This is a genomic window from Deinococcus misasensis DSM 22328 (assembly GCF_000745915.1).
In the GTDB taxonomy this organism is placed as follows: domain Bacteria; phylum Deinococcota; class Deinococci; order Deinococcales; family Deinococcaceae; genus Deinococcus_C; species Deinococcus_C misasensis.
In genome coordinates, this window is the sequence record NZ_KN050781.1 from 105,078 (window position 1) to 126,619 (window position 21,542).

Sequence of the window (21,542 nt, forward strand, 5' to 3'; positions counted from 1 at the left end):
AACGTTATCCACAAGTTATCCACAGTTATCCACAGGTTTTGGCAAACCTGTGGATAACTTTTTTATTCTCTGTTTTGGTGGTGCAGGACAGCAAAACTTGGGTCCCGCTTATTCACTAATTCTGAATATCCACAGGGTGCCTGTGGAAAACTTTTCAGGTTATCCACAAGGTGTGTGGACGGCATATGCAGGGGTCTGCATAGAGCTTTGTTAGTATACCGAATTTCAGCTGAATGTCAACTGTGGTGCAGATGAATGTGGCAGGTTAAGCGCAAAGTCTGACCTCTGGCATGTCACTTGAAAAAGCGTTCAGCAGTCAGCCTTCAGCTTTCAGCAAAAAGCTTCTCCAGAGGCTTTGGCTTTGAAAAACAGCCAGCCCCAAAGACGCAAAATGAAAGCCCCTCAGACTTTCAGGTCAAAAGGCAGCCAGAAAACGTTCCTGCTGGCTGATCTCTGGAACAGTGCAGCCCCATTGTCTTCTGCCTTCTGCCCACTTGTCCTAAACCGTTCCCACCAGACTGACATCCCCAGCCGTCACACAGGTTCTGCCCTCCGGGGTTTCAACCCAGAGCCCTCTGGCATCCAGATCCACAGCACGCCCCTGCACCATGCCTCTGGGGGTCTGCACCTGCACTTCACGGCCCAGGGTGCCACTGTGTTTGCGCCATGCCTGCAGGACCGCCATTTCGGTCATGCCCATCCAGAGTTCCAACTGGTGCATCACCTCTGCAAACAACACAGCACGGTTGACCTCTGGAACGAAAGAACCCAGACCCACGGCCCCTTCTGGCAGGCCCTCTGGAACCACGTTGATTCCGATGCCCAGCAGCACATGGTGCACTTCTTCAGCGCGCACATCGGCCTCAAGGAGCATGCCGGACATTTTGCCTTTTTCGGTGATCAGGTCGTTGGGCCATTTCAACAGGCCCACACCACAAGCTTCACGGACCGCCACTCCGGCCATCAAGGGAAGCAAAGACAGCTCTGACACAGCAAACTGCGGTTTGAGAATGATGGTGAAGTACAGCCCTGCACCGACAGGGGTGTTCCAAACTTTTCCCCGACGACCCCGGCCTCTGGTTTGCTTTTCTGCAAGGACCACAGTGCCGTGGGGTGCCCCTTCGGTGGCCAGTTGTCGGGCAACATCCTGTGTGCTGCTGACCGTGCCATGGTAATGGTAATTGCGCCCCAACTGCCCTTTAAGCCGTGCTGACACCTGCTGGGGGGTAGGCGTTCCCGGCAGCAAACGGTAGCCTCTGGGCTTCTCTGAAAGGACCGGATACCCTTCTTGTTGCAGCTTTTGAACCTGCTTCCAGATGGCCACACGGCTCACGCCAAATTGCTCCGCCAGAGCTTCACCGCTCTGCACCTCGTCGGTGAGGTGGGAAAGCAGGTCCATTCAGCGCCTCGCTGTGATGGTGAGGAGCACCAACCCGGCCAGCACGTACAGGGCATCTGGTGCCCATGCGGCGACCACGGGAGGCAGAGCCCCGTTTTCACCCATCACCCGGAAAACACTCCAGGTGGCGTAGTACAAGAAGGTCAGGCTGAGCACCCACACCAGACCCACGCTGGTTCCAGAACGGAAAGAATAAAGCGCCAGCGTCACGGCAAAGAAACCAAAAGCGATGGCCGCAGCAGGCTCTGCAAACTTGCGTTGCAAGGCCGTGTTTTCAGGGTAGGCCGGGAAGCCACGCTCTCTGGCCTCTTTGACTTGCGCCCAGAGGTCCCGCAAGGGCATGTTGACCAGCGAATCTTTGATGCCCCCTGTGAATGTGGCCTGCAGGTCCTGCACAGGCAAACGGGCCTCCGTGAAATTGGCAATGGTGACCGGCTTGGCATCCCGGTAGGTGATGCGCTGACCGTTGTAAAGCACGATGGTTCCGGTGTCGCTTTCCAGTTTGCCTTCATTGGCGGTGATCAGTTCTCTGGGGGGCTCTGAAGCATTGAGTTGAATCACCTGCACCCCACGCAAAGCATTTCCGGGCAGAATTTCATCGATGTAGATGGCGCGGTTCAGGGAATCCTTGAACACCGTGCCCTCTTTGACCAGCACACGCGGGTTGTCCAGCAGGATGTCCCGCTGGGTTTGCAACACCTTCTGGGCACTCTGGGGCACAAAAAGGGCCATGTTGATGAAACTCACCAGAGCCACCACCACACTGAGCACCATCACAGGGGTCATCAGGCGATTGGGGGCAATCCCTCCAGCCAGAGCACTTTTGATCTCGCTGTCGGCAGCCAGACGGGTCATGGCGATCAGGACCGCAAAAAGCAAAGCAATCGGAAGGCCCCTGCCCACCGCCTCAGGAATGCTGTAAGCGATGAGTTTGCCCACCAGCAAAGGATTGGCCCCCTTGGCCAGAATGGGGCCGAGCACCTCAATGAACACCGCAATCAAGAGCAGCAGAACCACCACCAGCATCCCGGCCATCAGGAGCGGCAGAACTTCTTTGATGACGTACTGGTCGATGCGACGGTTCATCTGAGCCTCCTGAGCAGTCCTGCCCCGAGCAGCACAAACACCAGGTCCGGCAACCATGCCGCCAACCAGACCGGCAAAGCGCCCACTTTGGCCAACTCAGGGGTGTAAGACCACAACACGTAATAGGTGAAAATCAGCAAAATCACGGCAATGAAGGCCCAAGAGCGGTCCCTGAGCAAAAGCCCCAGAGCTGCAGCAGCAAAAGCGAAACACAAAGCGGCAAGGGGTTCAGCAAAACGCCGTTGCAATTCGAAGCGCAAAGAACGCTCGTTTTCAGGGAGCAGGTTCCCGGCTGCCAGACGCTGTTCGATTTGAGGGATGGACAGGTACTCTGGCAAAGGGGTGAACTCCACCAGCTGACCCCGGTAAGCAAACGCTCTGCGCGGTTCGAACACCGGAGGGCTGCCTTCTGAAGTGACCTTCCAGACACTGAACAGTTCCCACGTCTGGGCTTGCGAGTCCCACTGTCCGCCCATTGCGGTGTACGTGGCCTCGGGGGTGCGGACCATCACGCCAGACATCTGTGCGGTGTTGTCGGTGTTCTGGCGGATGCTGCCTGCACTGAACAGCACACCATTCTGAATCTGCGTGAACAGTTGCTCCTCTCTGGGTGGAGGGGCACCGTTGTAAACAATGTTGATGGTGTCCCACCAGCGGGCATTCGCCATGGGTCGGACATTGGCATCCAGCACAAACAGGATGGCGCTCACGACAGCCCCCATCACCAGCAGAGGGGCCAGCAGGCGGCTCGGGGTGATGCCAGAGGTGAACAGCACTTTCAATTCGCTGTCTTTGGCCAGTCTTCCCAATCCCATCAGGATCGCGAAAGGAACAGCTACAGGCAATGCTTTGGAAATGAAGTCGGGCATTCGCAAGGCAAACATCAATAAAGCCTGATCCAGAGGGGTGTTGTTGCGAATCATCACACCGACCGTAGAACTCAACAAATCTGTGGTCATCAAGATGGTGAAAACCACGAAACCCACCAGATACAAAGGAAGGACTTCGCGCAGCAGATAACGGGTGAATTTAAGAACCACGACAAGGATTCTAGCAAGGCCAAATGAGAGAAGGCCACAGGGGAAGGCTTGCACCTGCAATGGATCTTACCGTTCAAAACCAGGAGGTTTTTGACTGCCGAGGGCCGAGAGCCAAGAGCCCGTTTTCAAGATGCAAATGGGCCACAACATGGCTGATCCAAAAGCATTTGCTGATGCTTTCCATGGCCCTCGGCGCTTGGCCCTCGGCTTTGGATAAATGTCACTACTCAAGCTCCGGGCCAACCGTCACAATGAAACATGATGCCCGAGTTCCAATTCATGTACCCCACCCCCACTGAAGTGCTGGAGCAGCACCCTCTGCATCCACACCTGAATGTGTTCAGGCCAGCTTACAAGCAGCACGCAGCGTTGATTGGAATCACCGGGATTCCCTCTGGGAGTGTGGGGACGGTGCTTTGTGAAGGGCAGGTGGTGTGTTATGCCACCCTGCATCCACCAGACAAGTACCAGCGTTTTGGAGAAAGCACCCTGGAAGGGTTTCTGGAGCTCGGGGCTGTGGAAAGTGCGCCAGAGTACCGTTCCCAGCGTCTGGCAAGGCGTTTGCTGGATGTGATGGTTCCCCCTGAAAGCTTTCAGGAGAACATCCTGATTGCCACCCTGTACCACTGGCATTACGATCTGGAGAACACCGGACTTTCCACCTACGCTTACCGCCGTCTGCTGGAAAAGCTGTACTCAAGGGTGGGTTTCGAGGTGGTCAAAACCGACGATCCCGAGATCATCTCTTACCCCGGCAATGCCCTGATGGTGCGGATCGGCAGCCGCATTCCTGAAGATTTACGGGCAGAGTTTGAGCGGTTAAGATTCTTGAGGCAGACCCGCGGGCTGGATTTCGAAGCCCGGTTGTGACGTTTGCTGTGCTGTTTTGAGGTGTTTGCCTTGAATTGCAGTCTGCTGGCAGCAGCAGGCTGTGTCCAAATCCCACGTTCTCATCCCACTTGACCACACCAGATGGGATCTCTGGAGGAAGCCATGCTTGTTCGGGACATCATGACCAAAAACCCCCTGTTTGTTGGTCCAGAGGCCAGCATCCACGATGCCTTTCTGGTGATGCAGGAAAACCAGATCCGCCACCTGCCGATCATGCAAGACGGCAAACTGCTCGGGATGGTGTCCAACCGGGACATCCGGTGGGTGGTGTCGGCGTTCGTGACCCCGGATGTCAAAGAGCTGCAAAACCAGACCATCGAAAAACTGATGGTGCGTCCAGTCATGACCGTGGACGAAGACCAGCCCATTGAAGAAGCGGCCCGCATCATGCGGACCCACAAGGTGGGCTCTCTGATGGTCCTGAACGACATGGACGAGGTGGTGGGCATCGTGACCGGCATTGATTTGCTGGACGCCATCATCAATTTGACCGGGGTGCACCAGCCCAGCAGCAGGCTGGAAGTCGAGTTGAAAAGCGAACCCGGCGAACTGGCCCGCGTGAGCCAGCTCATGGCCGACCTCGGGGTGAACATCGTGTCGGTGCTGACCAGTCACACCGATGACCAGCACCAGCGGTTTCTGTTCCGCATCCAGACCATGAACCCGAGGGTGGCTGCCCACAAGTTGCGCGAAGCCGGATTTCAGGTGGTTTACCCACAATGAACCCCATCACACCCACCGCTTTGATTTACTCGCCTGAGTTCCAGAGGTACAACCTCGGGCCGGACCATCCTTTCAAAAGTGTGCGTGGGGAACTGACCCTGTCTTTGCTGCAAGAACTCGGGGCCATCCGTGAAGAGGACATCCACTTGCCTCTGGAGATCACCGACGCAGAACTGATGCTCACCCACGCCAGAGACTACGTGAACGTGGTGCGGCAGGCTTCTCTGGGTGAACCGGTGGAACGGGCCAGAGAGTTCGGTCTGGACACCTCCGACACCCCCACCTTCCCCGGCATGCACGAAGCGACCCTTTCCATTGTGGGCGGAACGGTCAAGGCCGCTGAACTGGTGATGTCCGGTCAGTACAAACGGGCCTTCAATGTGGGAGGAGGTCTCCACCACGCCCAGCACCGCATGGCCGCCGGGTTCTGCGTTTACAACGACCTTTCTGTGGCTGCCAAACGCCTGAGCATGGCCGGATACCGGGTGGCCTACCTCGACATCGATGCCCACCACGGAGATGGGGTGCAAATGCTGCACTACCACGACAAACACGTGCTGACCATCAGCCTCCACGAAAATGGCCGTTACCTGTGGCCCGGCACCGGCAGCACCTATGAACTCGGGCAGGGAGATGGCAGCGGATACAGCCTGAATGTGCCCCTTGAACCTTACACACAGGACCACAGTTTTCTGGAAGTGATGGACGGCCTCATCCCAGAGGCTTTCGAGTGGTTCAAGCCAGATGTGCTGCTCCTGCAAGCCGGATGCGACCCGCACCAGCAAGACCCTCTGGCCGACCTGTGCCTGACCACACAGGGCCTGTCCCACGTGTACGAGCGCATCATCCGTTATGCCGATGAACACTGCTCTGGACGCATTGTGGCCACAGGAGGCGGAGGCTATGCCACTTACAATGTGGCCCCCAGAGCGTGGGCACTGTTGTACCTCGCGCTCTCTGGACAGCCCACCCCTGAAATGCTCCCGGAAAGCTGGCGGGCAAAGTGGACGGCCCCTGATCCTCAGGAAGACCCTTTGCCTTCCCACTGGTGGGACGATGCCGTCGAGATCCCCAGAAAAGCCGAAATCGAGTCCCGCAACCGCCGAACCGTGGAACGTCTGCTCAGGGACTGGCGCGAGGTCAGGAAATAAAAGGGCCAGAGACACATCCTCTGGCCTTGAAATGCGTCACTTGGCAGGGCGGTAAGCGCGCACCCGACCTTCAATGGTCCGGGCAGATTCGCGCACCAGAGCGGTTTGCTCGGGCCAGAACAGCTCCGGGAAATCTTCGAGGACAAACCAGCGCACACCATGCCGGTGGCGCGGATCGGTGGGGACCCCGGTTTTCTGGCGGGTCAGGAACAGGAAAAAATGCTGGGTGATCCAGATGCCTTTTTTCAGACCATAACGTTCTTTGACCCCGAGTTTGCCCAGAGGCACCAGTTCGGTCAGCCCGGTTTCCTCACCAATTTCGCGGATGGCGGCTTGCAGAAGGCTCTCACCGCGTTCCACTCCGCCTTTGGGCAAAGCCCATTGCCCACCCACTTCCTGTGCCACCGCAATGTAAATGCGTCCCCGTTCCAGACGGGCCACCACCCCTCCTGCCGAGGTGCGGTCTTTGACCTGCGTGACCCTCTGGTACCATGATTCGTCAATTTTGAGGACTTCCGCCATTTGTTCAGTATATCCAAGCCAAGACCAGAGCCGGGAGGACAGAGGGCACGCCAAGCAGGAGAAGCACAAAATCACTGTTCGGGCGATGCAAACAGAGAGAGCCATCAGCGATCAGCCGTCAACCAGAAGGAAAGTCTTCTTGATGCCCTTTGAGCTTGGATGACTGGAGTGAAGATTTGCCGTTTGGTCTTGCTGTTTTCGAACGTACAAGCCTCAAGGTGGGCTTTTTGCTGAAAGCTGAGGGCTGACGGCTGATCGCTTTTTCAGTTGGACTGCCAGAGGTCAGACTTTAGGCTGACCCTCCACCTGCTCCCTTCTCAAATGTGCTGGTACTGCTCGGTGACGGTGCGGAAGTGCTCCAGTTGGCGGCTCACCGTTTGCTCGGAAGCTTGCAGTTCTTCGCGCAGGATTTCAGCAACTCTGGGGGCTGCTTCGGTGGCTGCGCGGGCATTCAGCAGGATGGCACGGGTGCGTCTGGAAAGCACATCTTCCACGGTGCGGGCCATTTCGTAGCGGGCAGCGAAGCGCACCTCGGACTCAAGATAAGGCAACTCGGGGTGGAGTTTGCGGTCTGCCCCATCCAGAGTCAACACTTTCGAGGCGTCCGTGCCGTACACCTTGAGGGGTTCATCCATCTGCTCGGTGGTGTGACCGTGCAGTTTGAGGGTTTCGGTGCGGTGGGGGGTGTCCCGCAGGCCCGTCACTTCGATGGCCCGGTCAATGGCGTCCTGACCCATGCGGCGGTAGGTGGTCCATTTTCCGCCGGTGATGGTGATCAGGCCACTTCCAGAGACCCGGATGGTGTGGTCTCTGGAGAGGGCTGCCGTCGAGGAGGCCCCTTCAGCTTTGACCAGAGGGCGCAATCCCACAAAGATGCTGCGGATGTCGCTTTCAGAGGGTTGTTTCCCGAGGTAACGTCGGGCGGTTTTCAGGATGAATTCCACTTCCTGAGGCAGGGCGTGGGGTTCCAGACTGACATCAGGCACAGCGGTGTCGGTGGTGCCAACCACCACTTTGCCGTGCCAGGGCACCCCGAAAAGCACCCGTCCGTCGTCGGTTCTGGGGATCATCAGGGCACGGTCTCCGGGCAAGAACTCTTTGTCCAGAACGATATGAACCCCCTGACTGGGAGACAGCATCGGTTTGACGGCAGGTTCGTCCATCTGGCGCACGGCATCCACGAACACACCTGTTGCATTGATGATGGCTTTGCCACGCACTTCGTATTCGGTTCCGGTTTCGCTGTCGCGCAGCTTGACCCCAGAAACCCGGTCTTTTTCTTTGAGCAGACCCACCACCGGCGCGTAATTCAGGGAAACCCCCCCGAGGTCGTGCAGGGTGCGCATCAGGGTGATGGCCAGTCGGGCATCGTCGAACTGTCCATCGTAGTAAAGGATGCCCCCTTGCAGGCGTTTTTTCTGGATGGTGGGGATGGAGTCCAGCACCTCTTGCTGACTGAGCACCTTGCTGCTTCCGATGTTCAGGCGTCCGGCCAGCAGGTCGTACATTTTCAGCCCGATGCCGTAAAACGGACGGGACCACCAGTCATAGGCAGGAATCACAAACCCGAGGCTGCGCACCAGATGGGGGGCATTGCGGCTCAGGAGGCCCCGTTCATGGAGGGCTTCACGCACCAGAGAGACGTTGCCCTGTGCCAGATAGCGCACCCCTCCGTGCACCAGTTTGGTGCTTCGGCTGGAGGTGCCTTTGGCAAAATCGTGGGCTTCGATCAACAGGGTTTTGTACCCTCTGGCTGCCGCGTCCACGGCGGAACCCAGTCCGGTGGCTCCTCCTCCAATCACGATCACATCAAAAGTGTCGTTGAGTCTGTTGAGTACGTTTTTCCGGTTCATGCTGGGCCTCCATCTTTACCACTGTGCAGGGGTTGTTGCAGGGGTGCTGTTTGATCTGTCACGGTCCGGGCGCAATTGGCCTTTTTATTTCAGAGTAGAAGACCTTGAGCAACAGGTCAAAAGGTTTGAACACTTGTTCAAAAGCGGTTTGTTCACCAGAGCAATCGGCGTGTTCCACCCCTGTTCCCTTTTGTGGAGGAAAAGAAAATTCCGGCAAGGCTGACCCTTGAAGTCCTCCGGTGAAAGGTTCTGCAAGACACTGGAATCGGGGAAACAGAAGAAAAATCTGCAAAAGAAAACCTGCTGGACACCCAGCAGGTCAAAAACACATCGCAATGATCAGTCGATCTGTTCGCTGACGGCTGATGGCTGATGGCTGCCCTGCACAATCATGCCCTCTTCATCGATGTCAGGGTAAGGCTCGCCTTTGTTGCGGTAAATTTCCGCGAGGTCCGGGTACAGCCACTCGAAGGTGAGCGTTTTGAGGGTTTCTGGGTCCACCTGAGGGGCTTTGTACATCCCGGCCACCTGACGTTGCCTCTGGGCTTCAAACAGGATGGTGGCAGCGGCCACAGAAACGTTGAGGCTCTGGACCATGCCCATCATAGGGATGATGATGTTCTGGTCAGCGGCTCTGGCGGCCCCTTCGGACACGCCCCACTTCTCTGCCCCGAGCAAAATGCAGGTGGGACGGGTGTAATCCACATCCCGGTAGTCCACAGCCCGTTCTGAAAGGTGGGTGGCCAGCACCTGATAGCCTTTTTGCTGCAACCCCTCGATGGTGGGCAACACTTCGCGGTAAGTGTGCAGGGGCACCCATTTCTCGGCACTGCCAGAGGTGGCGTTGTAGGTGGGCATGCCCCCTCTGGGCACAATGGCATGGGCTTCCATGGCCCCCACGGCATCGCAGGAACGCAGGATGGCCGAAAGGTTGTGGGGTTTGTGCACTTCTTCAAGAAGCACCGTCAGGGTGGGTTGCCGCAAAGAGAGCACCCTCTGGATTTTTTGCAGTCTGGCCTGTTTCAAAACATGTCCTCACATTCAAAATCTCCCCTTGAGGGGAGATGCGTTGTTTCTGATTCTACTGGAACTTGGCAAAAATCACTTGCCGAAACGGCGTTCCCGGTCCTGAAAACTGCGGATGGCCCGCAGAAAGTCCACCCTGCGGAAAGAAGGCCAGTAGGCATCACAGAAGTAATACTCGCTGTATGCGCTCTGCCAGAGCAAAAACCCGGACAGGCGGATCTCTCCAGAGGTGCGGATGATGAAGTCGGGATCGGGTGCCCCTGCGGTTTCCAGATAATTGCCGATGTGGCTCACGTCCAGAGATTCCGCAAGTTCTGCAAGGGTTTTGCCTTCTTTGACTTTGTCGGCCATCAGGCGTTTGACGGCACCCACGATTTCCTCGCGGCCACCGTAACCAATGGCGATGTGCAAGAGCAATCCCTGATAGTCTTTGGTGGCGTCCTCCAGTTGCTTGAGGGCTTCACGGGTCTGCTCGGGGAATTCATCGATCTGGCCGATCAGTTTGATCCTGACCTTGTTGGCGTGGATGCGTGGGTCATGCACCATCTTGGCCGCTTCACGGGTGAAAAGCTCCAGCAGATCGGTGACTTCTTTGGGATCCCGGCTTTTGTTGTCCGAGGAGAACACCCACAGGGTCACGTGGGGGATGCCCAAAGCAAGGCACCATTCCAGCACTTCGTAGGCTTTGTGCGCCCCGATTTCGTGTCCGGCTTTGATTTCCTTGTTCAGGCTGCGGGCAAACCGGCGGTTGCCGTCCAGAATGATGCCAAGGTGACGGGGCATTTTTCCGTGGGCCTTCACCGCTTTCAGAACGCGCCTTTCGTACCACCAGTACAGGGGTTTCTGGAGGTCTTCAAGGAAATGGAAGGCTTTTTTAAAGTTCACGGGCGGAACGCTGGCTTCTCTCATAAGTGTGAACGCTGCGCCAGAGTGCAACTCTGGGACAGTGCATCCGGTCCAGTTTAGCACTGTTGTCTGAAAGGCAAGTGATGATGGGAAGGAGCAAAAGAAGCGCAATGCCGGGGTTCGGGCAATGCAAACCCAAAGACCTATCAGCCGTCAGCCATCAGCGGTCAGCCAGAAGGAAAGTTCTCTTGCTGCCTTTCAAGCTTCAAAGCTGATTGGCTTTCATTTTCGTCTTTGTGTCTGGATGTTGTCAAAAGCAACAGCCTTTTGGTGAGCTTTTTGCTGAATGCTGAGAGCTGACGGCTGACCGCTTTTTCAGTTGGCCTGCCAAAAGTCGGACTTTGTGGTGCCCATGGAAAGAGCAAAAAAAGCGCAATGCCGGGGTTCGGGCAACATCAACAGGAGCGCAACCTCAAAGGAAAAGCATCCCCTGTTTTTCCTGCAACTGGGCCAGAATTTTGCGGTCCAGTTTGGACATGGCTGCGGTGGTGGAAGCCAGAGCCACATCCGCCTCTGCCTGATGAACCTGAACCACAAAATGGCGGTGGGTCATGGTGTGCTCCACCGTTCCAAGAAATTTGGCACCTCTGGCATTCAGTCGGTCCAGAAGGCGCTTCAGGGCATCTTCGGCTTCTTCCCCTTTTTGGACCTGTTCCAGAGGCGGTCCACTGAGCCCTCCCAGCAGGCCTTTCTCTGGCCGTTTTTCGATGAACAGGGCTTGTGGATTTCCAATCAGAACCGCCACAGCCTGCACTTCTTTGATTTCTGCACGCACTTTGGGCGCAGGGAAAGCAGTGGGCTGCCCGGAAGCATACGCCTGACAGAAATCCCGAACCGGACAGGCAGGGCATTTGGGGGCTTTGGGGGTGCACACCGTGGCCCCGAGTTCCATCACCGCCTGATTCCAACTGCTGGCGTCTTTTTGGAACAGCAGTTCATCGGCTTTGTCTTGAAGCCACCCATCGGAAGGCTGCTCAACGGCAAACCAGCGGGCCAGCACCCTGCGGACGTTCCCATCCACCACGGCTTTGGGAAAGTTGAAGGCGATGCTGCTGACTGCGGCAGCGGTGTAAGGCCCCACCCCTTTTAAAGCCAGCAAACCTTCGTAGGTCTCTGGAAAGGGCAAGTCTGCCACTTGCTTTGCAGCCGCATGGAGGTTGCGGGCTCTGGCGTAGTATCCACAGCCTTCCCATGCTTGCAGCACCTCTTCCAGAGGGGCTTTTGCCAGATCTTGCACGGTGGGGAAACGTTCAACAAAGCGTTCGTAATAGACCGTCCCGGTGACCACCTGCGTTTGCTGGAGGATCACCTCCGAGACCCAGATTTTGTAAGGATCGCGGGTGCGCCTCCAGGGGAGGTCCCGGGCGTTCTGGTGGTACCAGGAAAGAAGCTGCTCTTGCACTGGACCAGTATAGAGAAGCAAGCCAGAGGAAACCCTTTTCGGAATTGCAATTTGTCCTGTCGAAACCTTCATGTGGGCTTTCTGTGATGGGCAGGACCGTATAATCAGGGGGTGACGGTGCTCAGCGACAAGAAAACCGACAGCAGTTACAGCAGCAACTCTGCCAACGCACTGATCCACCTGTACCGAGCCGAGGTGGGCCGCATGACCGCCTACCGACAGCGCCTCGACATGACCACCAACTGGGCGGTGGTGACCAGTGCAGGTATTGCTTCGTTTGCTTTTTCCAACGAAGTGACCCACGCGGTGTTTCTGTTCGCCATGTTCATGAATTACTTTTTTCTGCACCTCGAATCCAGACGGTTCAGGCAATACGAAATTGCCCACCACCGGGTGCGCATCATGGAGCGCTTCTTTTATCCGGCCATGCTGGGAGATCCGGTAGACGGCAGCTGGCATCAGGTGTTGCTCGGTGAACTGGCCAAACCCATGAGCCCGATGCGCCGCATTGACGCCATGGGCTGGAGGTTGCGCCGAAATTACCTCTGGCTGTATGCAGGCATCCTGATCGTGTGGATCACCAAAGTGGACACCGGACGCCTCAAAGGCGAAAAGTACGCTTTCAGTGAGTACCTGGAGCTGTACCACGTCGGCAACATCCATGGCTGGATCATTGTGTTGATGGTGGTCCTGTTCTATCTGGTCCTGATCAACATGGCCGTGTACGCCAGCAAATACTACCCTCTGGAATCCGACTGAACAGACTTCATGCTGTTTGGACCAAGGTGTGGACTTGAGCAGAGCCCATTCTGCCCTGCCTTCTTGCTGTGAACTGTCCTCTGGGAACTGTGAACTTCCTGCTCACTCACCTTCAAACGGGGTTCCAAAGACCTGCGTCCAGTAGTGCTTGAAGGTTTTGTCTCCAGAGTTCACGTAGGCCACCCCGAGTTCTGCAAAATCCCCCATGATGTTGACGCAGTGCCCGTGGCTGTGGGCCCATGCATCCACCACCTCTTCCGGGGTTTTCTGGCCTCTGGCGATGTTTTCTCCAACCGCCTGTGCGTTGAAGCCTGCCGCAATGGCACGGTCCATGGGCTGCGAGTTGTCTCTGGGGGATTTGTGGTCAAAGTACTGGTTGGCCGCCATGCCCACCGACTGGGCCAGAGCAGCCCGGTCCAGAGAGGCATTCTTGCGCAGCAAGGATTTGGGGGTGCCCGTAAAATCCTGTGTGTCGCAGTTCCAGCCTTTGACCCTCAGGTCGTTGGTGAGGACCAGCACAGCAGCCTCAAACGCCGAACTGCTGGTGTAATTCCCGAGCTTGAATTCACTGGACACGCTGTACCGGCCTTTGCTGCCTTCAATGCTGAACTGGACTTTCTCTTTGCTGTTTTTGCCACTGGATTTCAGGAAGATGCGCTCTCCCTGCACCGCATTGCCATTGACCACCCATTTGGCCACAGGGTTGGGTTTGTAAATGCGGCTGGCATTCACCAGTTCTGCGGTGTTGTCGAGGGCAAACAGCACCACAAATCCCGCTTTTTCCTGTTCCCCATCGATTTTGACGTTCAACTCCATGCGACTGGCTTTCTTGCCCGGAATCTCAATTTTGACGCTGGCTTTGTAGCTGCCGGGTTTGTAGTAGGTGTGTCTGGGGCTGGTGTCTGTGCTGGAGGTTCCATCTCCAAAATCCCAGGTGAAACGGCTTCCCTCTGGGAGGGCTTGATCCGCTTGCAGGGCAAACTGAACCACCGCTGGAGCACGGCTGGCCCCGATGGTCTGGTAAGAAACATTGATTTGCAGGGCAAAGCCGATGGAACTCAGGGCCAGAAGCAGGGTCAGGGCAGTCCGTTTCATGTTGTTTCACTTCAGTTTACGCTCATTTTCCTTACCCGTTGATGAAAAGCTCGGGTGGTGTCGAATCAAAAACAGTCAAGTCCGTTCTTGATTTCTGCCCCTCAAGAGCGTAGGCTGAGACACGGTTGCGAAAGCAACCCGGGGGAACGCCGGTGAAAATCCGGGACTGTCGCGCAACGGTAACCTGTCACAGGAAGTCCGAATACCCGAATGCAAGCACCTCTCGCGGAGAAGGGGGCTTTGCGCAAAACCCTGTTTTGCCAAAGACGCCCGCCATGCATGGCGGTTTTTTGATCCCGAGAAGAACAGGAGTTCAAGTGAAACGTTTTGTTTTCAGTGCCATGTTGCTGCTGGGCAGTGCCTTTGCCACCCAGTATCCCCTCACCATCAAAGACGATCTGGGCAACACCGTGGTCATCAAAAAAGAGCCCATGCGGATCATCAGCATGCTGCCCAGCAACACCGAAACCCTCTGCGCTCTGGGGGCCTGTGACCGCCTGATTGGGCGCGACGATTACAGCAACTTTCCCAAAAGCGTGGAGAAAGTGCAGGCTTTCGGTGGCCTTTACAACCCCAACGTGGAAGGCATGATTGCCGCCAAACCCGATCTGGTGATTGCCAGCAAATACGGCAAGCTTTCCGAGCGCCTCCAGCAAGCCGGAATTCCCGTGATTGCCGTCAACCCTGAGACCTATCAGGACATCTTCAGAAAGACCACCCTGCTCGGGAAGGTGCTGAACAAGGAAAGCCAAGCCAAAGCCCTGAACATCAAGGTGCAGGCCGAAGTCAAAAAGTACGAGATTCTGGCGAAAACCGTCAAAACCCCCAAAGTGTACTTCGAGATTGACCCCACCCCTTACTCCATTGGTCCCAACTCTTTCATGGGTGTGATCCTGACCAAAGCCGGGGCACAAAACATCATTCCTGCGGAACTCGGGGATTTCCCGAAAATCAGCCCGGAACTGGTCATCGAGAAAAACCCTCAGGTGATGCTGGGCCTCAGCCTTGCAGATGCCCAGAAACGTCCCGGTTGGAGCAGCATCGATGCGGTCAAGAACAAAAAAGTCATCGAGATCCCCTGGGAACTCAATGAAATGCTGGGCCGTCCCGGTCCACGCATCGGTGAGGCCCTCAAGGGTCTGGTCAAACTCCTTCACCCCGAGCTGGCCAAGAAGTAAGCCATGCAACGCTCCCTGCCCCTCAAACGGCGCGTGTATCCCACCCTGACGTTCACGGTGGGCGCACTGGTGCTGTGTGTGGTGCTGGCGGTCAGTCTGGGCAGCATCAACATTCCGGTCCTCACCACCCTGAGTGCCCTCTTCAAAGGGATCACCGGGCAGGCCAGAGACGGTCTGGAAGTGATCGTGTGGGATGTGCGTTTCCCGAGGGTCCTGATGGGGATGCTGGTCGGTGGGTGCCTCGCCATGAGTGGGGCCACCTATCAGGGGCTGTTCCGCAACCCTCTGGCCGATCCTTACCTGATGGGGGTGGCTTCTGGCGCTTCGCTGGGGGCCACCATCGGTCTGGTGATGGGTGTGCCGAATGCATGGTTGCCTGCGCTGGCTCTGGGGTCTTCCCTCCTGAGTGTGGCCCTGATCCTGACTTTGTCTGCGCAGGGCAAGGTACTGAAAACCACCAACCTGATCCTGACCGGCGTGGTGGTGGGAAGCCTCAGCACGGCCATCAGCACCTACCTGATGCTGAACCACAAAGACGATGTGCGGCAGGTGTTCTTCTGGACGCTGGGCAATCTGGCTTTCGCAAGCTGGCAAAACATCCAGACGATGCTCCCTTACCTGTTGCTGGGTGGCCTGTTCTTGCAAAGTCTGGCCCGCCCCTTGAACACCTTGCAACTGGGTGAACCCACTGCTTACAGTCTCGGGGTTCCGGTGGACCGCCTGAAGTGGTTGTTGATCGTTGCCAGCAGTCTGGTGACCGCGGTGGCCGTCAGTTACGTGGGCATCATCGGGTTTGTGGGCCTGATTGCGCCCCACATCATGCGGAGGTTGGTGGGATCCCACTATCCGGTTTTGATTCCCATGAGCGCCCTGTTGGGAGGGGTTTTGCTGGTGGTGGCAGACCTGCTGGCCCGCACCCTGATCCGGCCTTCCGAACTGCCGGTGGGCATCGTGATGACCGTGGTGGGAGGCATTTTCTTCCTGTACCTTTTGAGGAAAAATGCATGAAGATGCCAGACGCTTTTGAAGTCCAGAGCCTTTCTGTCCAGATCGGCAACAAAACCATCTTGCAGGAGGTGCAGGCGGTTTTTCCTGCGGGTCAGTTGTGCGCCATTCTGGGGGCCAACGGGGCAGGCAAAAGCACCTTGCTGAAAGCCCTCCTCGGCTGGCTCAAACCCACCAGAGGAGAAGTGAACCTGCTCGGGAAACCGCTCTCCCAGTACCCCAGAAGGGAAAGGGCGCAAACGCTGGCTTATCTGGACCAGACCCAGACCCTCCCGGAGGATTTGCTGGTGTCGCAACTGATCAGCCTTGGACGGCCCCAGACCGAACGCTGGCTGTGGGGCATGCTGCCCAACCCCATCGGCGGAACCACCCAGCAGGATCAGGAAGCCGTCGAGTGGGCGATGCACCGCACCGACACCTTCAGGTTCAAAGACCGCATGGTTGGGGAACTCTCTGGCGGAGAAAAACAGCGTGTGTTGCTGGCCCGTGCCCTTGCTGCCCGTCCTCAGGTGCTCCTGCTGGACGAGCCCACCAACCACATGGACATCGCCTATCAGGCAGACCTGATCCGCTTGCTCAAACGGGAAGTGTCCAAAGGGCTCACGGTCATTCTGGTGCTGCACGACCTGAATCTGGCTTCTCTGGCCGACCACGTCACCCTGATGCAAGCCGGGAAAGTCATCCAGCAGGGTCTGCCCACTGAAACCCTCACCCCTGAAACGCTCCAGAGCACCTACGGGGTCAAGGTGGATGTCCTGAACCATCAGGGCAGACAGGTGGTGGTCCTGCGTGAATAGTCCCCTTCCAAAGCCCAAATTCTTCAAGACCAACGGTCACCTGATGCTGTGCCAGAACAACAGTTGCCGCCAGAAAGGATCGGATGTGCTCCATCTGGCCCTGACCCGCGCACTGGAGCAGCATCACCTGATGTACTACAAGTCTGGAGGGAGCATCCGTTACACCGTCAGTGGGTGTCTGGGGGCTTGCAGCCATGGTCCTGTGCTGGCCTGCTACCGCAAAACCGAACAGGGCATGGAAGAAGGCTGGTACCACGCCATGACCTTGCCTCTGGCCCTGAAAGTGGCTCAAGCGGTGCAGGAAGGTGCCGCTTTGCCCACCGACCACAGATTTGACCAGTGAACATCAGTTAAACTTCAGTTATGCGACTCCCCCTCTGGTCGGCTCTGGTGCTTTTGTGTGCCGGAATGACCCACGCACAACAGGTTCAAAGCATTCAAGGACAGGCCGAGGTTCGCCTGAGCAACTGGCAACCCCTTGCTGAAAAAAGCACCCTGCAAAATCCGATTCGAACCCTGCTGGGACGGGTTGAAATCACCGTTCCTCAGGGGCGCTTTTTGCTGGGCAGCAACTCTGAAGCCCAACCCCGCAACGGCGAAGTACAATTGCTGAACGGTCAGGGTTACGTGGAAGGGCAATTTCCTTTCTTTCTGGGCACAGCACACGTGTACATCGATGGTCGAGCCAGAGTGGACATCACCCCCACAGGAGCAACCATCAGTGTTCTGGAAGGCAAAGCCCGCCTTTCGGTGCCTCAAAAAGGCATCCTGTACGTCCCAGAGAAAAAAGCCTACATCCTCAACAGAGACACCATCACCGACTTTCAGGAAGACGACGCATGGTATGACAACGACCTGGTGGGCACCGGCACCCTGCAGGTGGCTGCCCTCAGGGGCACTGTCGAAGTGCAGAAAAGCCAGCAGTGGCAGAAACTGAAAGTCAAAAACACCCTCGGGCAGGATCAGGTGGTGAAAACCAGCCTCAACAGTTGGGCAGAATTTGTCTTTGAAGATGGCAGTTACTTCCGCCTGAACGAAAAAAGCCAGGTGCGCGTAGAGTCCATCGAGAAACTGTCCAGTGGGAAACGCAGGGTCACCCTGAAACTGGAAGCCGGAACCGCATGGAACGTGGTTCAGAAAGGCAAAGGGGGCTACCAGTTCCGAACTGCCACTCTGGTGGCCGGGGTGCGGGGCACCACTTTCCGTCTGGATTCCGACGACACCCTCAAGGTCTTTGAAGGCACCGTGGCCGCCAGCCAGAACGACCAGAGCCTTCCTGTTCAGGCCAACCAGCAGTTCAACCCTGCCACAGGTCCAGAAACCCTCAAGCTGGATGCCAAAGACCGCTTCAACCAGAGGTTGGACGCCCTCAGGAACCAACCGCTCACCATCCAGCTTGACCCGCTGCCCGCCGGACCACTGCGCACTTTTGCCATCTCAGGGACCACTTTGCCCGGAACGGACCTGCAGTATGTCACCGAAGGCCAGACCCTCCCTCTGGATGTGGACGACGATGGACGCTTCTCACTGGCCCTTGAGCTTCCAGAAGGGCTGCACACTTTCGCTCTGGTCGCTGAACGCAACAACCAGAACGTGATTCTGAACCAGAGTGTGCAGCTTGAAAAAGAAAAACCTGCCGTGGTCCCTCCACCTGTCACAGCAGTGCAGTTGCAACCTGCAGTGCCCTTCAAAGTCGAGGCGGAAGTGGTGCCTCCTCCGCCTGCTCCTGACCCTGTTGAACTGCAAATTGAACTGGCCCCTTTTGCCAGCAAAGTGCTTTCGAAACTGGTGCTCTCAGGACAGACCGACCCAGCAGGAACCCTGCGCTACGAGGAGGGCGAACGCACCCTGATTCTGCCTCTGGATGCAGAAGGAAAATTCTCTGTCCCCATGGACCTTGCCGATGGTGAACACACCTTCACCCTGAGGGTCAACCGGGACAACAGCGAGTTTGCTCTGGCCCAGACGGTGCGCATCGACAGCACACCACCCGAGGTCCTGCTGCTCGAAGCCCGCAAAGAAGGAAGCTGGCTTTTGCTGGACCTGAGGGTGCAAGACAGCACCTCTGTGACCTTGCAGGTGCTGGGTTACACCCTGACTCCAGATGGAAGCACCCTACGGATCCCTTTCATGCAAGACACCCCTCAGGTGCAAATCGTGCTGACCGATGAAGCAGGCAACACCATTGCCCGTGAAGTGACCGTGCAGTGAAAGCTTTAACCTCACTCCAGAGTGCACTGGTCTTGGGTGCTTCTGGAGCGGTTCTCAATGCTGAAACGGATGTTCTCGGGTCCGATGCTGATGGCGGCCTGCATGCGGGTGAAACCCTTGCTGACATTCACCACAGATTGAATGTTGACCGCCCGGTTCAGTTGGTCCATGAAGAACTTCTGCAAGGTGGCATGGTCCTGATCGGTCAGGGAAAAACACACCTGCGAAAGGGCGAGGGTCAGCCCCTGCACATAACCCGCTTGGCTTGAAAAACCCTGTGTGACACCCGGTTTCAGAAAGTTTTTCACCTGAAACTCAAACCTCTGGAAGGTTTTGCTGTTCACTCCAGTGGTGCCGATGATCTGAAACCGGTTGGTTTCTTGCCCTTTGGTCATGGTGATCTGGTAGGTGGCTTGCTGTTTCTGGTTGACCTGCCGCAGAGGGGCCACCTGTGCATCGGCAATTTTGCTCTGGCGTTTGAGGTTGTTCAACAAATCCATCACGTCCCATTCGGCAGCGTGGGCCACGGAAAGGACACTGAAAGCAAGCATCAACAGTTTTTTCATTGGTTTTCAGTTTAGAGCATTTGACAGAAGAGCATTTGACAGAAGAACAAGAGGTTGTCTCTCTGAGAGGACGACTCCATCTGTTCCACGAATCAACGCAGTCAACCCATCTCTGGTCTTCAGGCCAAAATCAGTAAATTGATGCTCAATCCCAACTGCATCCAACAGGCAAACACAGTTTCTATGATGGACCCATGAATGATGCTTTTCTCGACAAATTGGACCTGATTCTGGAAGAAACCGAAAGCCTTGAGCAGGCCCGACTGGATGAAATGGAACGACAGCAACGCGAACGGGCCTTGCAAATGGAAAGGGTCAGCCTGTTCATCACCCAGAGTGTGCAACCGATTTTTCAGGGCTGCGCCACCCGTCTGGCCGAAAAACATTACCCCGTTTCTGTGCAGGTGGGAGATCCCGAGTTCCCCTCCATCCAGATCAGCATTTCTCCACGGGAAAGGCAGGAACGTGCAGAACTGAGGTACAGTTTCGATCCGAACACCCGTCTTTTGCACCGCACCGTGCACGGGGTGGATTTTGGCTCCTTGCTCAGCGACTTGAACGGCACCATCGACTGGGAAGTGGAAACCCCCGAGAGCATCAGCCGGTCCTTGCTGCTGTTCATTGACATGCACTTGAAGTACTGGGCCAAATGACTGTTAGCCTGAACCAGAGCTGATCAAACGCTCAAGGGGTCTGGAGACCAAAAAACTCATACTTTCAGACCTGCTTCAGCCCCTGAGGGTTAAATGTGTCACATCCCCTGGCAGAGAGGTCAAAAATGCAAAGTGTCTCCCCCCGTTCTGACTTTGAAGGCGTTCACACTTCGATCCGCGCTGCCCAGCGTTTCCTCGAAGAAGCCAAGCTTTACCTTTCCCACCAACCCCATCTGGCCCGCAAATTGCTGATCGCTGCCCGCAAAGAGTTCAATGCTGCTCTGGGGTACGCCCGGGTCACAGGACAGCACACCGGACGGTTGGAAGATGCCGTGAACCAGGTGGATGAACTGTTGATCTCCAGCATCCGTGTGGCCTGACTTCACCTTGACCTGCACCCCTTTTGACCTCTGGCATGTTCCAGAGGTTTTTGATTGTGCACACTTTGACTGCAGTTTCCCAACTGGATCATGGGGACAACTTGAGTTTGAACTGAGTCCTTGCTGAAAGGAGTATGCTGTAAGCATGGGCTGGCAAATGGCACCTCCTTGTTGATCCAACCAGCTGGGCCAGAGGCCGGGCACAAGGCGCACACTCCTCTGTTCTCCGGTCACCCCCTCCAACCCTACTACCCACTACCCAATGCAGAAGGAAGGTCAAAACCTTCCTTCTGCATTTTCTTGATCCATCTCCAGATCAAAAACAGCAAAAAGCTTCACTGTGCTGGACTGCTTTTGCCTGCAAACTGAACCCATGAGCCAACACACTTCCCCAGCCATTGAACGCTTGCAGCAGGCTTTTGCTGCATACCTGAAAGACCATCCCCATCAAACCATCACGGTTCAGTTGCCTGGCATGGAAGCCAGCACCCTCCGGACAGGGCACGAGGCTGCTCCATCTGTCGTTCTTGCCGATCTGCAGGATCTGGCTCAGGGGCTTCAAGCACACTGGGAGGAGGTGCTGGTCTCGGTGCGCAATGGCGAACTCACGCATCTGGTGATTGAAGTGCCCGGACAGCAAAACACCTCCTTGAAAATTGTGCCCACCAATCAGGACTCCTGAAAACAACCCTCTGGTAACCTTGAGGTGACCTGTTCATTTTTATATTGGGCTTATGGACATCATTTCATTGCTGCTGGTCCTGACCAATCTGGTGGTCTGGCCAGTGATTTACCGGAGCCGTCAGGAATTGCGAAACTGGACCACTTCACCCTTCAACCGCAAACGGCGTTCACAATTCCGAAAATAAGAAAGCTGAAAGAAGTCCATTGAAACCCTA

Annotated in this window: 23 protein-coding genes and 1 riboswitch; of the genes, 13 read left to right on the forward strand and 10 right to left on the reverse strand. The window is 56.3% G+C overall.

All coding sequences use genetic code 11. From position 1 onward, the window contains the following. Positions 1 to 499 precede the first annotated feature (499 nt). Genes Q371_RS23850 through Q371_RS23860 form a run of 3 tightly spaced genes read right to left on the reverse strand, consistent with a single transcriptional unit; the run spans position 500 to position 3,525 of the window. Positions 500 to 1,399 carry a biotin--[acetyl-CoA-carboxylase] ligase gene (locus Q371_RS23850; protein WP_034345712.1) on the reverse strand — a complete coding sequence of 300 codons (900 nt, stop codon included), beginning with the start codon at positions 1,397 to 1,399 and terminating at the stop codon, positions 500 to 502. Then, positions 1,400 to 2,485: an LptF/LptG family permease gene (locus Q371_RS23855; RefSeq protein ID WP_034345714.1), complete on the reverse strand. Its 1,086-nt coding sequence runs from the start codon at positions 2,483 to 2,485 to the stop codon at positions 1,400 to 1,402. After that, the gene (locus Q371_RS23860) at positions 2,482 to 3,525 is read right to left on the reverse strand and encodes an LptF/LptG family permease (RefSeq protein WP_034345717.1); all 1,044 of its coding nucleotides are present in this window, start codon (positions 3,523 to 3,525) and stop codon (positions 2,482 to 2,484) included. The genes Q371_RS23855 and Q371_RS23860 overlap by 4 nt, the downstream gene beginning before the upstream one ends. Positions 3,526 to 3,783: 258 nt before the next feature. Here Q371_RS23860 and Q371_RS23865 point away from each other — a divergent pair, with 258 nt between their 5' ends. The 3 genes from Q371_RS23865 (at position 3,784) to Q371_RS23875 (ending at position 6,290) form a co-directional block, all read left to right on the forward strand. Then, complete coding sequence (locus Q371_RS23865) at positions 3,784 to 4,395, forward strand: N-acetyltransferase (RefSeq protein WP_157442924.1); 612 nt, start codon at positions 3,784 to 3,786, stop codon at positions 4,393 to 4,395. 123 nt (positions 4,396 to 4,518) lie between these two features. Further along, positions 4,519 to 5,139 (forward strand): CBS and ACT domain-containing protein, encoded by a 621-nt coding sequence (locus Q371_RS23870; protein ID WP_034345720.1) that lies wholly within the window; start codon positions 4,519 to 4,521, stop codon positions 5,137 to 5,139. Then, a complete protein-coding gene (locus tag Q371_RS23875) occupies positions 5,136 to 6,290 on the forward strand; it encodes an acetoin utilization protein AcuC (RefSeq protein ID WP_034345722.1) in 1,155 nt (384 codons plus the stop codon). Before Q371_RS23870 ends, Q371_RS23875 begins: the two co-directional genes overlap by 4 nt. 36 nt (positions 6,291 to 6,326) lie before the next feature. Here the strand turns inward: Q371_RS23875 and Q371_RS26305 are convergent, their stop codons facing one another. From Q371_RS26305 to mutY, 5 genes are all read right to left on the reverse strand, one after another. After that, on the reverse strand, positions 6,327 to 6,812 hold the full coding sequence (locus Q371_RS26305) for an NUDIX domain-containing protein (RefSeq protein WP_051965176.1): 486 nt from the start codon (positions 6,810 to 6,812) through the stop codon (positions 6,327 to 6,329). A 317-nt stretch (positions 6,813 to 7,129) separates the two neighbouring features. Further along, positions 7,130 to 8,665 (reverse strand): glycerol-3-phosphate dehydrogenase/oxidase, encoded by a 1,536-nt coding sequence (locus Q371_RS23885; protein WP_034345725.1) that lies wholly within the window; start codon positions 8,663 to 8,665, stop codon positions 7,130 to 7,132. A gap of 339 nt (positions 8,666 to 9,004) precedes the next feature. Then, on the reverse strand, positions 9,005 to 9,691 hold the full coding sequence (gene trmH, locus Q371_RS23895; protein WP_034345730.1) for a tRNA (guanosine(18)-2'-O)-methyltransferase TrmH: 687 nt from the start codon (positions 9,689 to 9,691) through the stop codon (positions 9,005 to 9,007). A gap of 75 nt (positions 9,692 to 9,766) precedes the next feature. Further along, positions 9,767 to 10,576 (reverse strand): isoprenyl transferase, encoded by an 810-nt coding sequence (locus Q371_RS23900; protein ID WP_245618447.1) that lies wholly within the window; start codon positions 10,574 to 10,576, stop codon positions 9,767 to 9,769. A gap of 433 nt (positions 10,577 to 11,009) precedes the next feature. Continuing rightward, on the reverse strand, positions 11,010 to 11,999 hold the full coding sequence (gene mutY, locus Q371_RS23905; protein ID WP_245618448.1) for an A/G-specific adenine glycosylase: 990 nt from the start codon (positions 11,997 to 11,999) through the stop codon (positions 11,010 to 11,012). A 111-nt stretch (positions 12,000 to 12,110) separates the two neighbouring features. On the opposite strand from mutY, the gene Q371_RS23910 reads away from it, so the two are divergent. Continuing rightward, positions 12,111 to 12,758, forward strand: a complete 648-nt coding sequence (locus tag Q371_RS23910) for a DUF2270 domain-containing protein (RefSeq protein WP_034345735.1) — start codon at positions 12,111 to 12,113, stop codon at positions 12,756 to 12,758. A 102-nt stretch (positions 12,759 to 12,860) separates the two neighbouring features. Here the strand turns inward: Q371_RS23910 and Q371_RS26310 are convergent, their stop codons facing one another. Continuing rightward, the gene (locus Q371_RS26310; RefSeq protein ID WP_051965178.1) at positions 12,861 to 13,853 is read right to left on the reverse strand and encodes a CAP domain-containing protein; all 993 of its coding nucleotides are present in this window, start codon (positions 13,851 to 13,853) and stop codon (positions 12,861 to 12,863) included. Positions 13,854 to 13,978: 125 nt separating this feature from the next. Beyond that, positions 13,979 to 14,069: riboswitch (adenosylcobalamin-variant (AdoCbl-variant) riboswitch) on the forward strand. A 101-nt stretch (positions 14,070 to 14,170) separates the two neighbouring features. Between Q371_RS26310 and Q371_RS23920 the strand changes: the two genes are divergently transcribed. The 5 genes from Q371_RS23920 to Q371_RS23940 are packed head-to-tail and all read left to right on the forward strand — an operon-like array spanning position 14,171 to position 19,044. Continuing rightward, positions 14,171 to 15,031 carry an ABC transporter substrate-binding protein gene (locus tag Q371_RS23920; protein ID WP_034345739.1) on the forward strand — a complete coding sequence of 287 codons (861 nt, stop codon included), beginning with the start codon at positions 14,171 to 14,173 and terminating at the stop codon, positions 15,029 to 15,031. Between the two features lie 3 nt (positions 15,032 to 15,034). Next, positions 15,035 to 16,039: a FecCD family ABC transporter permease gene (locus tag Q371_RS23925; RefSeq protein WP_084571638.1), complete on the forward strand. Its 1,005-nt coding sequence runs from the start codon at positions 15,035 to 15,037 to the stop codon at positions 16,037 to 16,039. Further along, positions 16,036 to 16,833, forward strand: a complete 798-nt coding sequence (locus tag Q371_RS23930) for an ABC transporter ATP-binding protein (protein WP_034345741.1) — start codon at positions 16,036 to 16,038, stop codon at positions 16,831 to 16,833. The genes Q371_RS23925 and Q371_RS23930 overlap by 4 nt, the downstream gene beginning before the upstream one ends. After that, positions 16,826 to 17,176 (forward strand): NAD(P)H-dependent oxidoreductase subunit E, encoded by a 351-nt coding sequence (locus Q371_RS23935; RefSeq protein WP_034345744.1) that lies wholly within the window; start codon positions 16,826 to 16,828, stop codon positions 17,174 to 17,176. The genes Q371_RS23930 and Q371_RS23935 overlap by 8 nt, the downstream gene beginning before the upstream one ends. Positions 17,177 to 17,196: 20 nt before the next feature. Further along, complete coding sequence (locus tag Q371_RS23940) at positions 17,197 to 19,044, forward strand: FecR family protein (RefSeq protein WP_084571639.1); 1,848 nt, start codon at positions 17,197 to 17,199, stop codon at positions 19,042 to 19,044. 11 nt (positions 19,045 to 19,055) lie between these two features. Here the strand turns inward: Q371_RS23940 and Q371_RS23945 are convergent, their stop codons facing one another. After that, positions 19,056 to 19,610 carry a hypothetical protein gene (locus tag Q371_RS23945; protein WP_034345750.1) on the reverse strand — a complete coding sequence of 185 codons (555 nt, stop codon included), beginning with the start codon at positions 19,608 to 19,610 and terminating at the stop codon, positions 19,056 to 19,058. A gap of 194 nt (positions 19,611 to 19,804) precedes the next feature. Here Q371_RS23945 and Q371_RS23950 point away from each other — a divergent pair, with 194 nt between their 5' ends. From Q371_RS23950 to Q371_RS28160, 4 genes are all read left to right on the forward strand, one after another. After that, positions 19,805 to 20,263: a hypothetical protein gene (locus Q371_RS23950; protein ID WP_034345752.1), complete on the forward strand. Its 459-nt coding sequence runs from the start codon at positions 19,805 to 19,807 to the stop codon at positions 20,261 to 20,263. 125 nt (positions 20,264 to 20,388) lie between these two features. Beyond that, positions 20,389 to 20,643: a hypothetical protein gene (locus tag Q371_RS23955; protein ID WP_034345754.1), complete on the forward strand. Its 255-nt coding sequence runs from the start codon at positions 20,389 to 20,391 to the stop codon at positions 20,641 to 20,643. 373 nt (positions 20,644 to 21,016) lie between these two features. Further along, complete coding sequence (locus tag Q371_RS23960) at positions 21,017 to 21,325, forward strand: hypothetical protein (protein ID WP_034345756.1); 309 nt, start codon at positions 21,017 to 21,019, stop codon at positions 21,323 to 21,325. Positions 21,326 to 21,377: 52 nt separating this feature from the next. Continuing rightward, a complete protein-coding gene (locus Q371_RS28160; RefSeq protein WP_281174339.1) occupies positions 21,378 to 21,512 on the forward strand; it encodes a hypothetical protein in 135 nt (44 codons plus the stop codon). The last annotated feature ends 30 nt before the right edge of the window (positions 21,513 to 21,542 follow it).

What these genes read in the sequence shown, in the direction of transcription:
- Q371_RS23850 (WP_034345712.1), bottom strand. Translation starts at nt 1,399, where the DNA reads ATGGACCTGCTTTCCCACCTCACCGACGAGGTGCAGAGCGGTGAAGCT.
- Q371_RS23855 (WP_034345714.1), bottom strand. Translation starts at nt 2,485, where the DNA reads ATGAACCGTCGCATCGACCAGTACGTCATCAAAGAAGTTCTGCCGCTC.
- Q371_RS23865 (WP_157442924.1), top strand. Translation starts at nt 3,784, where the DNA reads ATGATGCCCGAGTTCCAATTCATGTACCCCACCCCCACTGAAGTGCTG.
- Q371_RS23870 (WP_034345720.1), top strand. Translation starts at nt 4,519, where the DNA reads ATGCTTGTTCGGGACATCATGACCAAAAACCCCCTGTTTGTTGGTCCA.
- Q371_RS23875 (WP_034345722.1), top strand. Translation starts at nt 5,136, where the DNA reads ATGAACCCCATCACACCCACCGCTTTGATTTACTCGCCTGAGTTCCAG.
- Q371_RS26305 (WP_051965176.1), bottom strand. Translation starts at nt 6,812, where the DNA reads ATGGCGGAAGTCCTCAAAATTGACGAATCATGGTACCAGAGGGTCACG.
- Q371_RS23885 (WP_034345725.1), bottom strand. Translation starts at nt 8,665, where the DNA reads ATGAACCGGAAAAACGTACTCAACAGACTCAACGACACTTTTGATGTG.
- Q371_RS26310 (WP_051965178.1), bottom strand. Translation starts at nt 13,853, where the DNA reads ATGAAACGGACTGCCCTGACCCTGCTTCTGGCCCTGAGTTCCATCGGC.
- Q371_RS23925 (WP_084571638.1), top strand. Translation starts at nt 15,035, where the DNA reads ATGCAACGCTCCCTGCCCCTCAAACGGCGCGTGTATCCCACCCTGACG.
- Q371_RS23930 (WP_034345741.1), top strand. Translation starts at nt 16,036, where the DNA reads ATGAAGATGCCAGACGCTTTTGAAGTCCAGAGCCTTTCTGTCCAGATC.
- Q371_RS23940 (WP_084571639.1), top strand. Translation starts at nt 17,197, where the DNA reads ATGCGACTCCCCCTCTGGTCGGCTCTGGTGCTTTTGTGTGCCGGAATG.
- Q371_RS23945 (WP_034345750.1), bottom strand. Translation starts at nt 19,610, where the DNA reads ATGAAAAAACTGTTGATGCTTGCTTTCAGTGTCCTTTCCGTGGCCCAC.
- Q371_RS23950 (WP_034345752.1), top strand. Translation starts at nt 19,805, where the DNA reads ATGAATGATGCTTTTCTCGACAAATTGGACCTGATTCTGGAAGAAACC.
- Q371_RS23955 (WP_034345754.1), top strand. Translation starts at nt 20,389, where the DNA reads ATGCAAAGTGTCTCCCCCCGTTCTGACTTTGAAGGCGTTCACACTTCG.
- Q371_RS23960 (WP_034345756.1), top strand. Translation starts at nt 21,017, where the DNA reads ATGAGCCAACACACTTCCCCAGCCATTGAACGCTTGCAGCAGGCTTTT.
- Q371_RS28160 (WP_281174339.1), top strand. Translation starts at nt 21,378, where the DNA reads ATGGACATCATTTCATTGCTGCTGGTCCTGACCAATCTGGTGGTCTGG.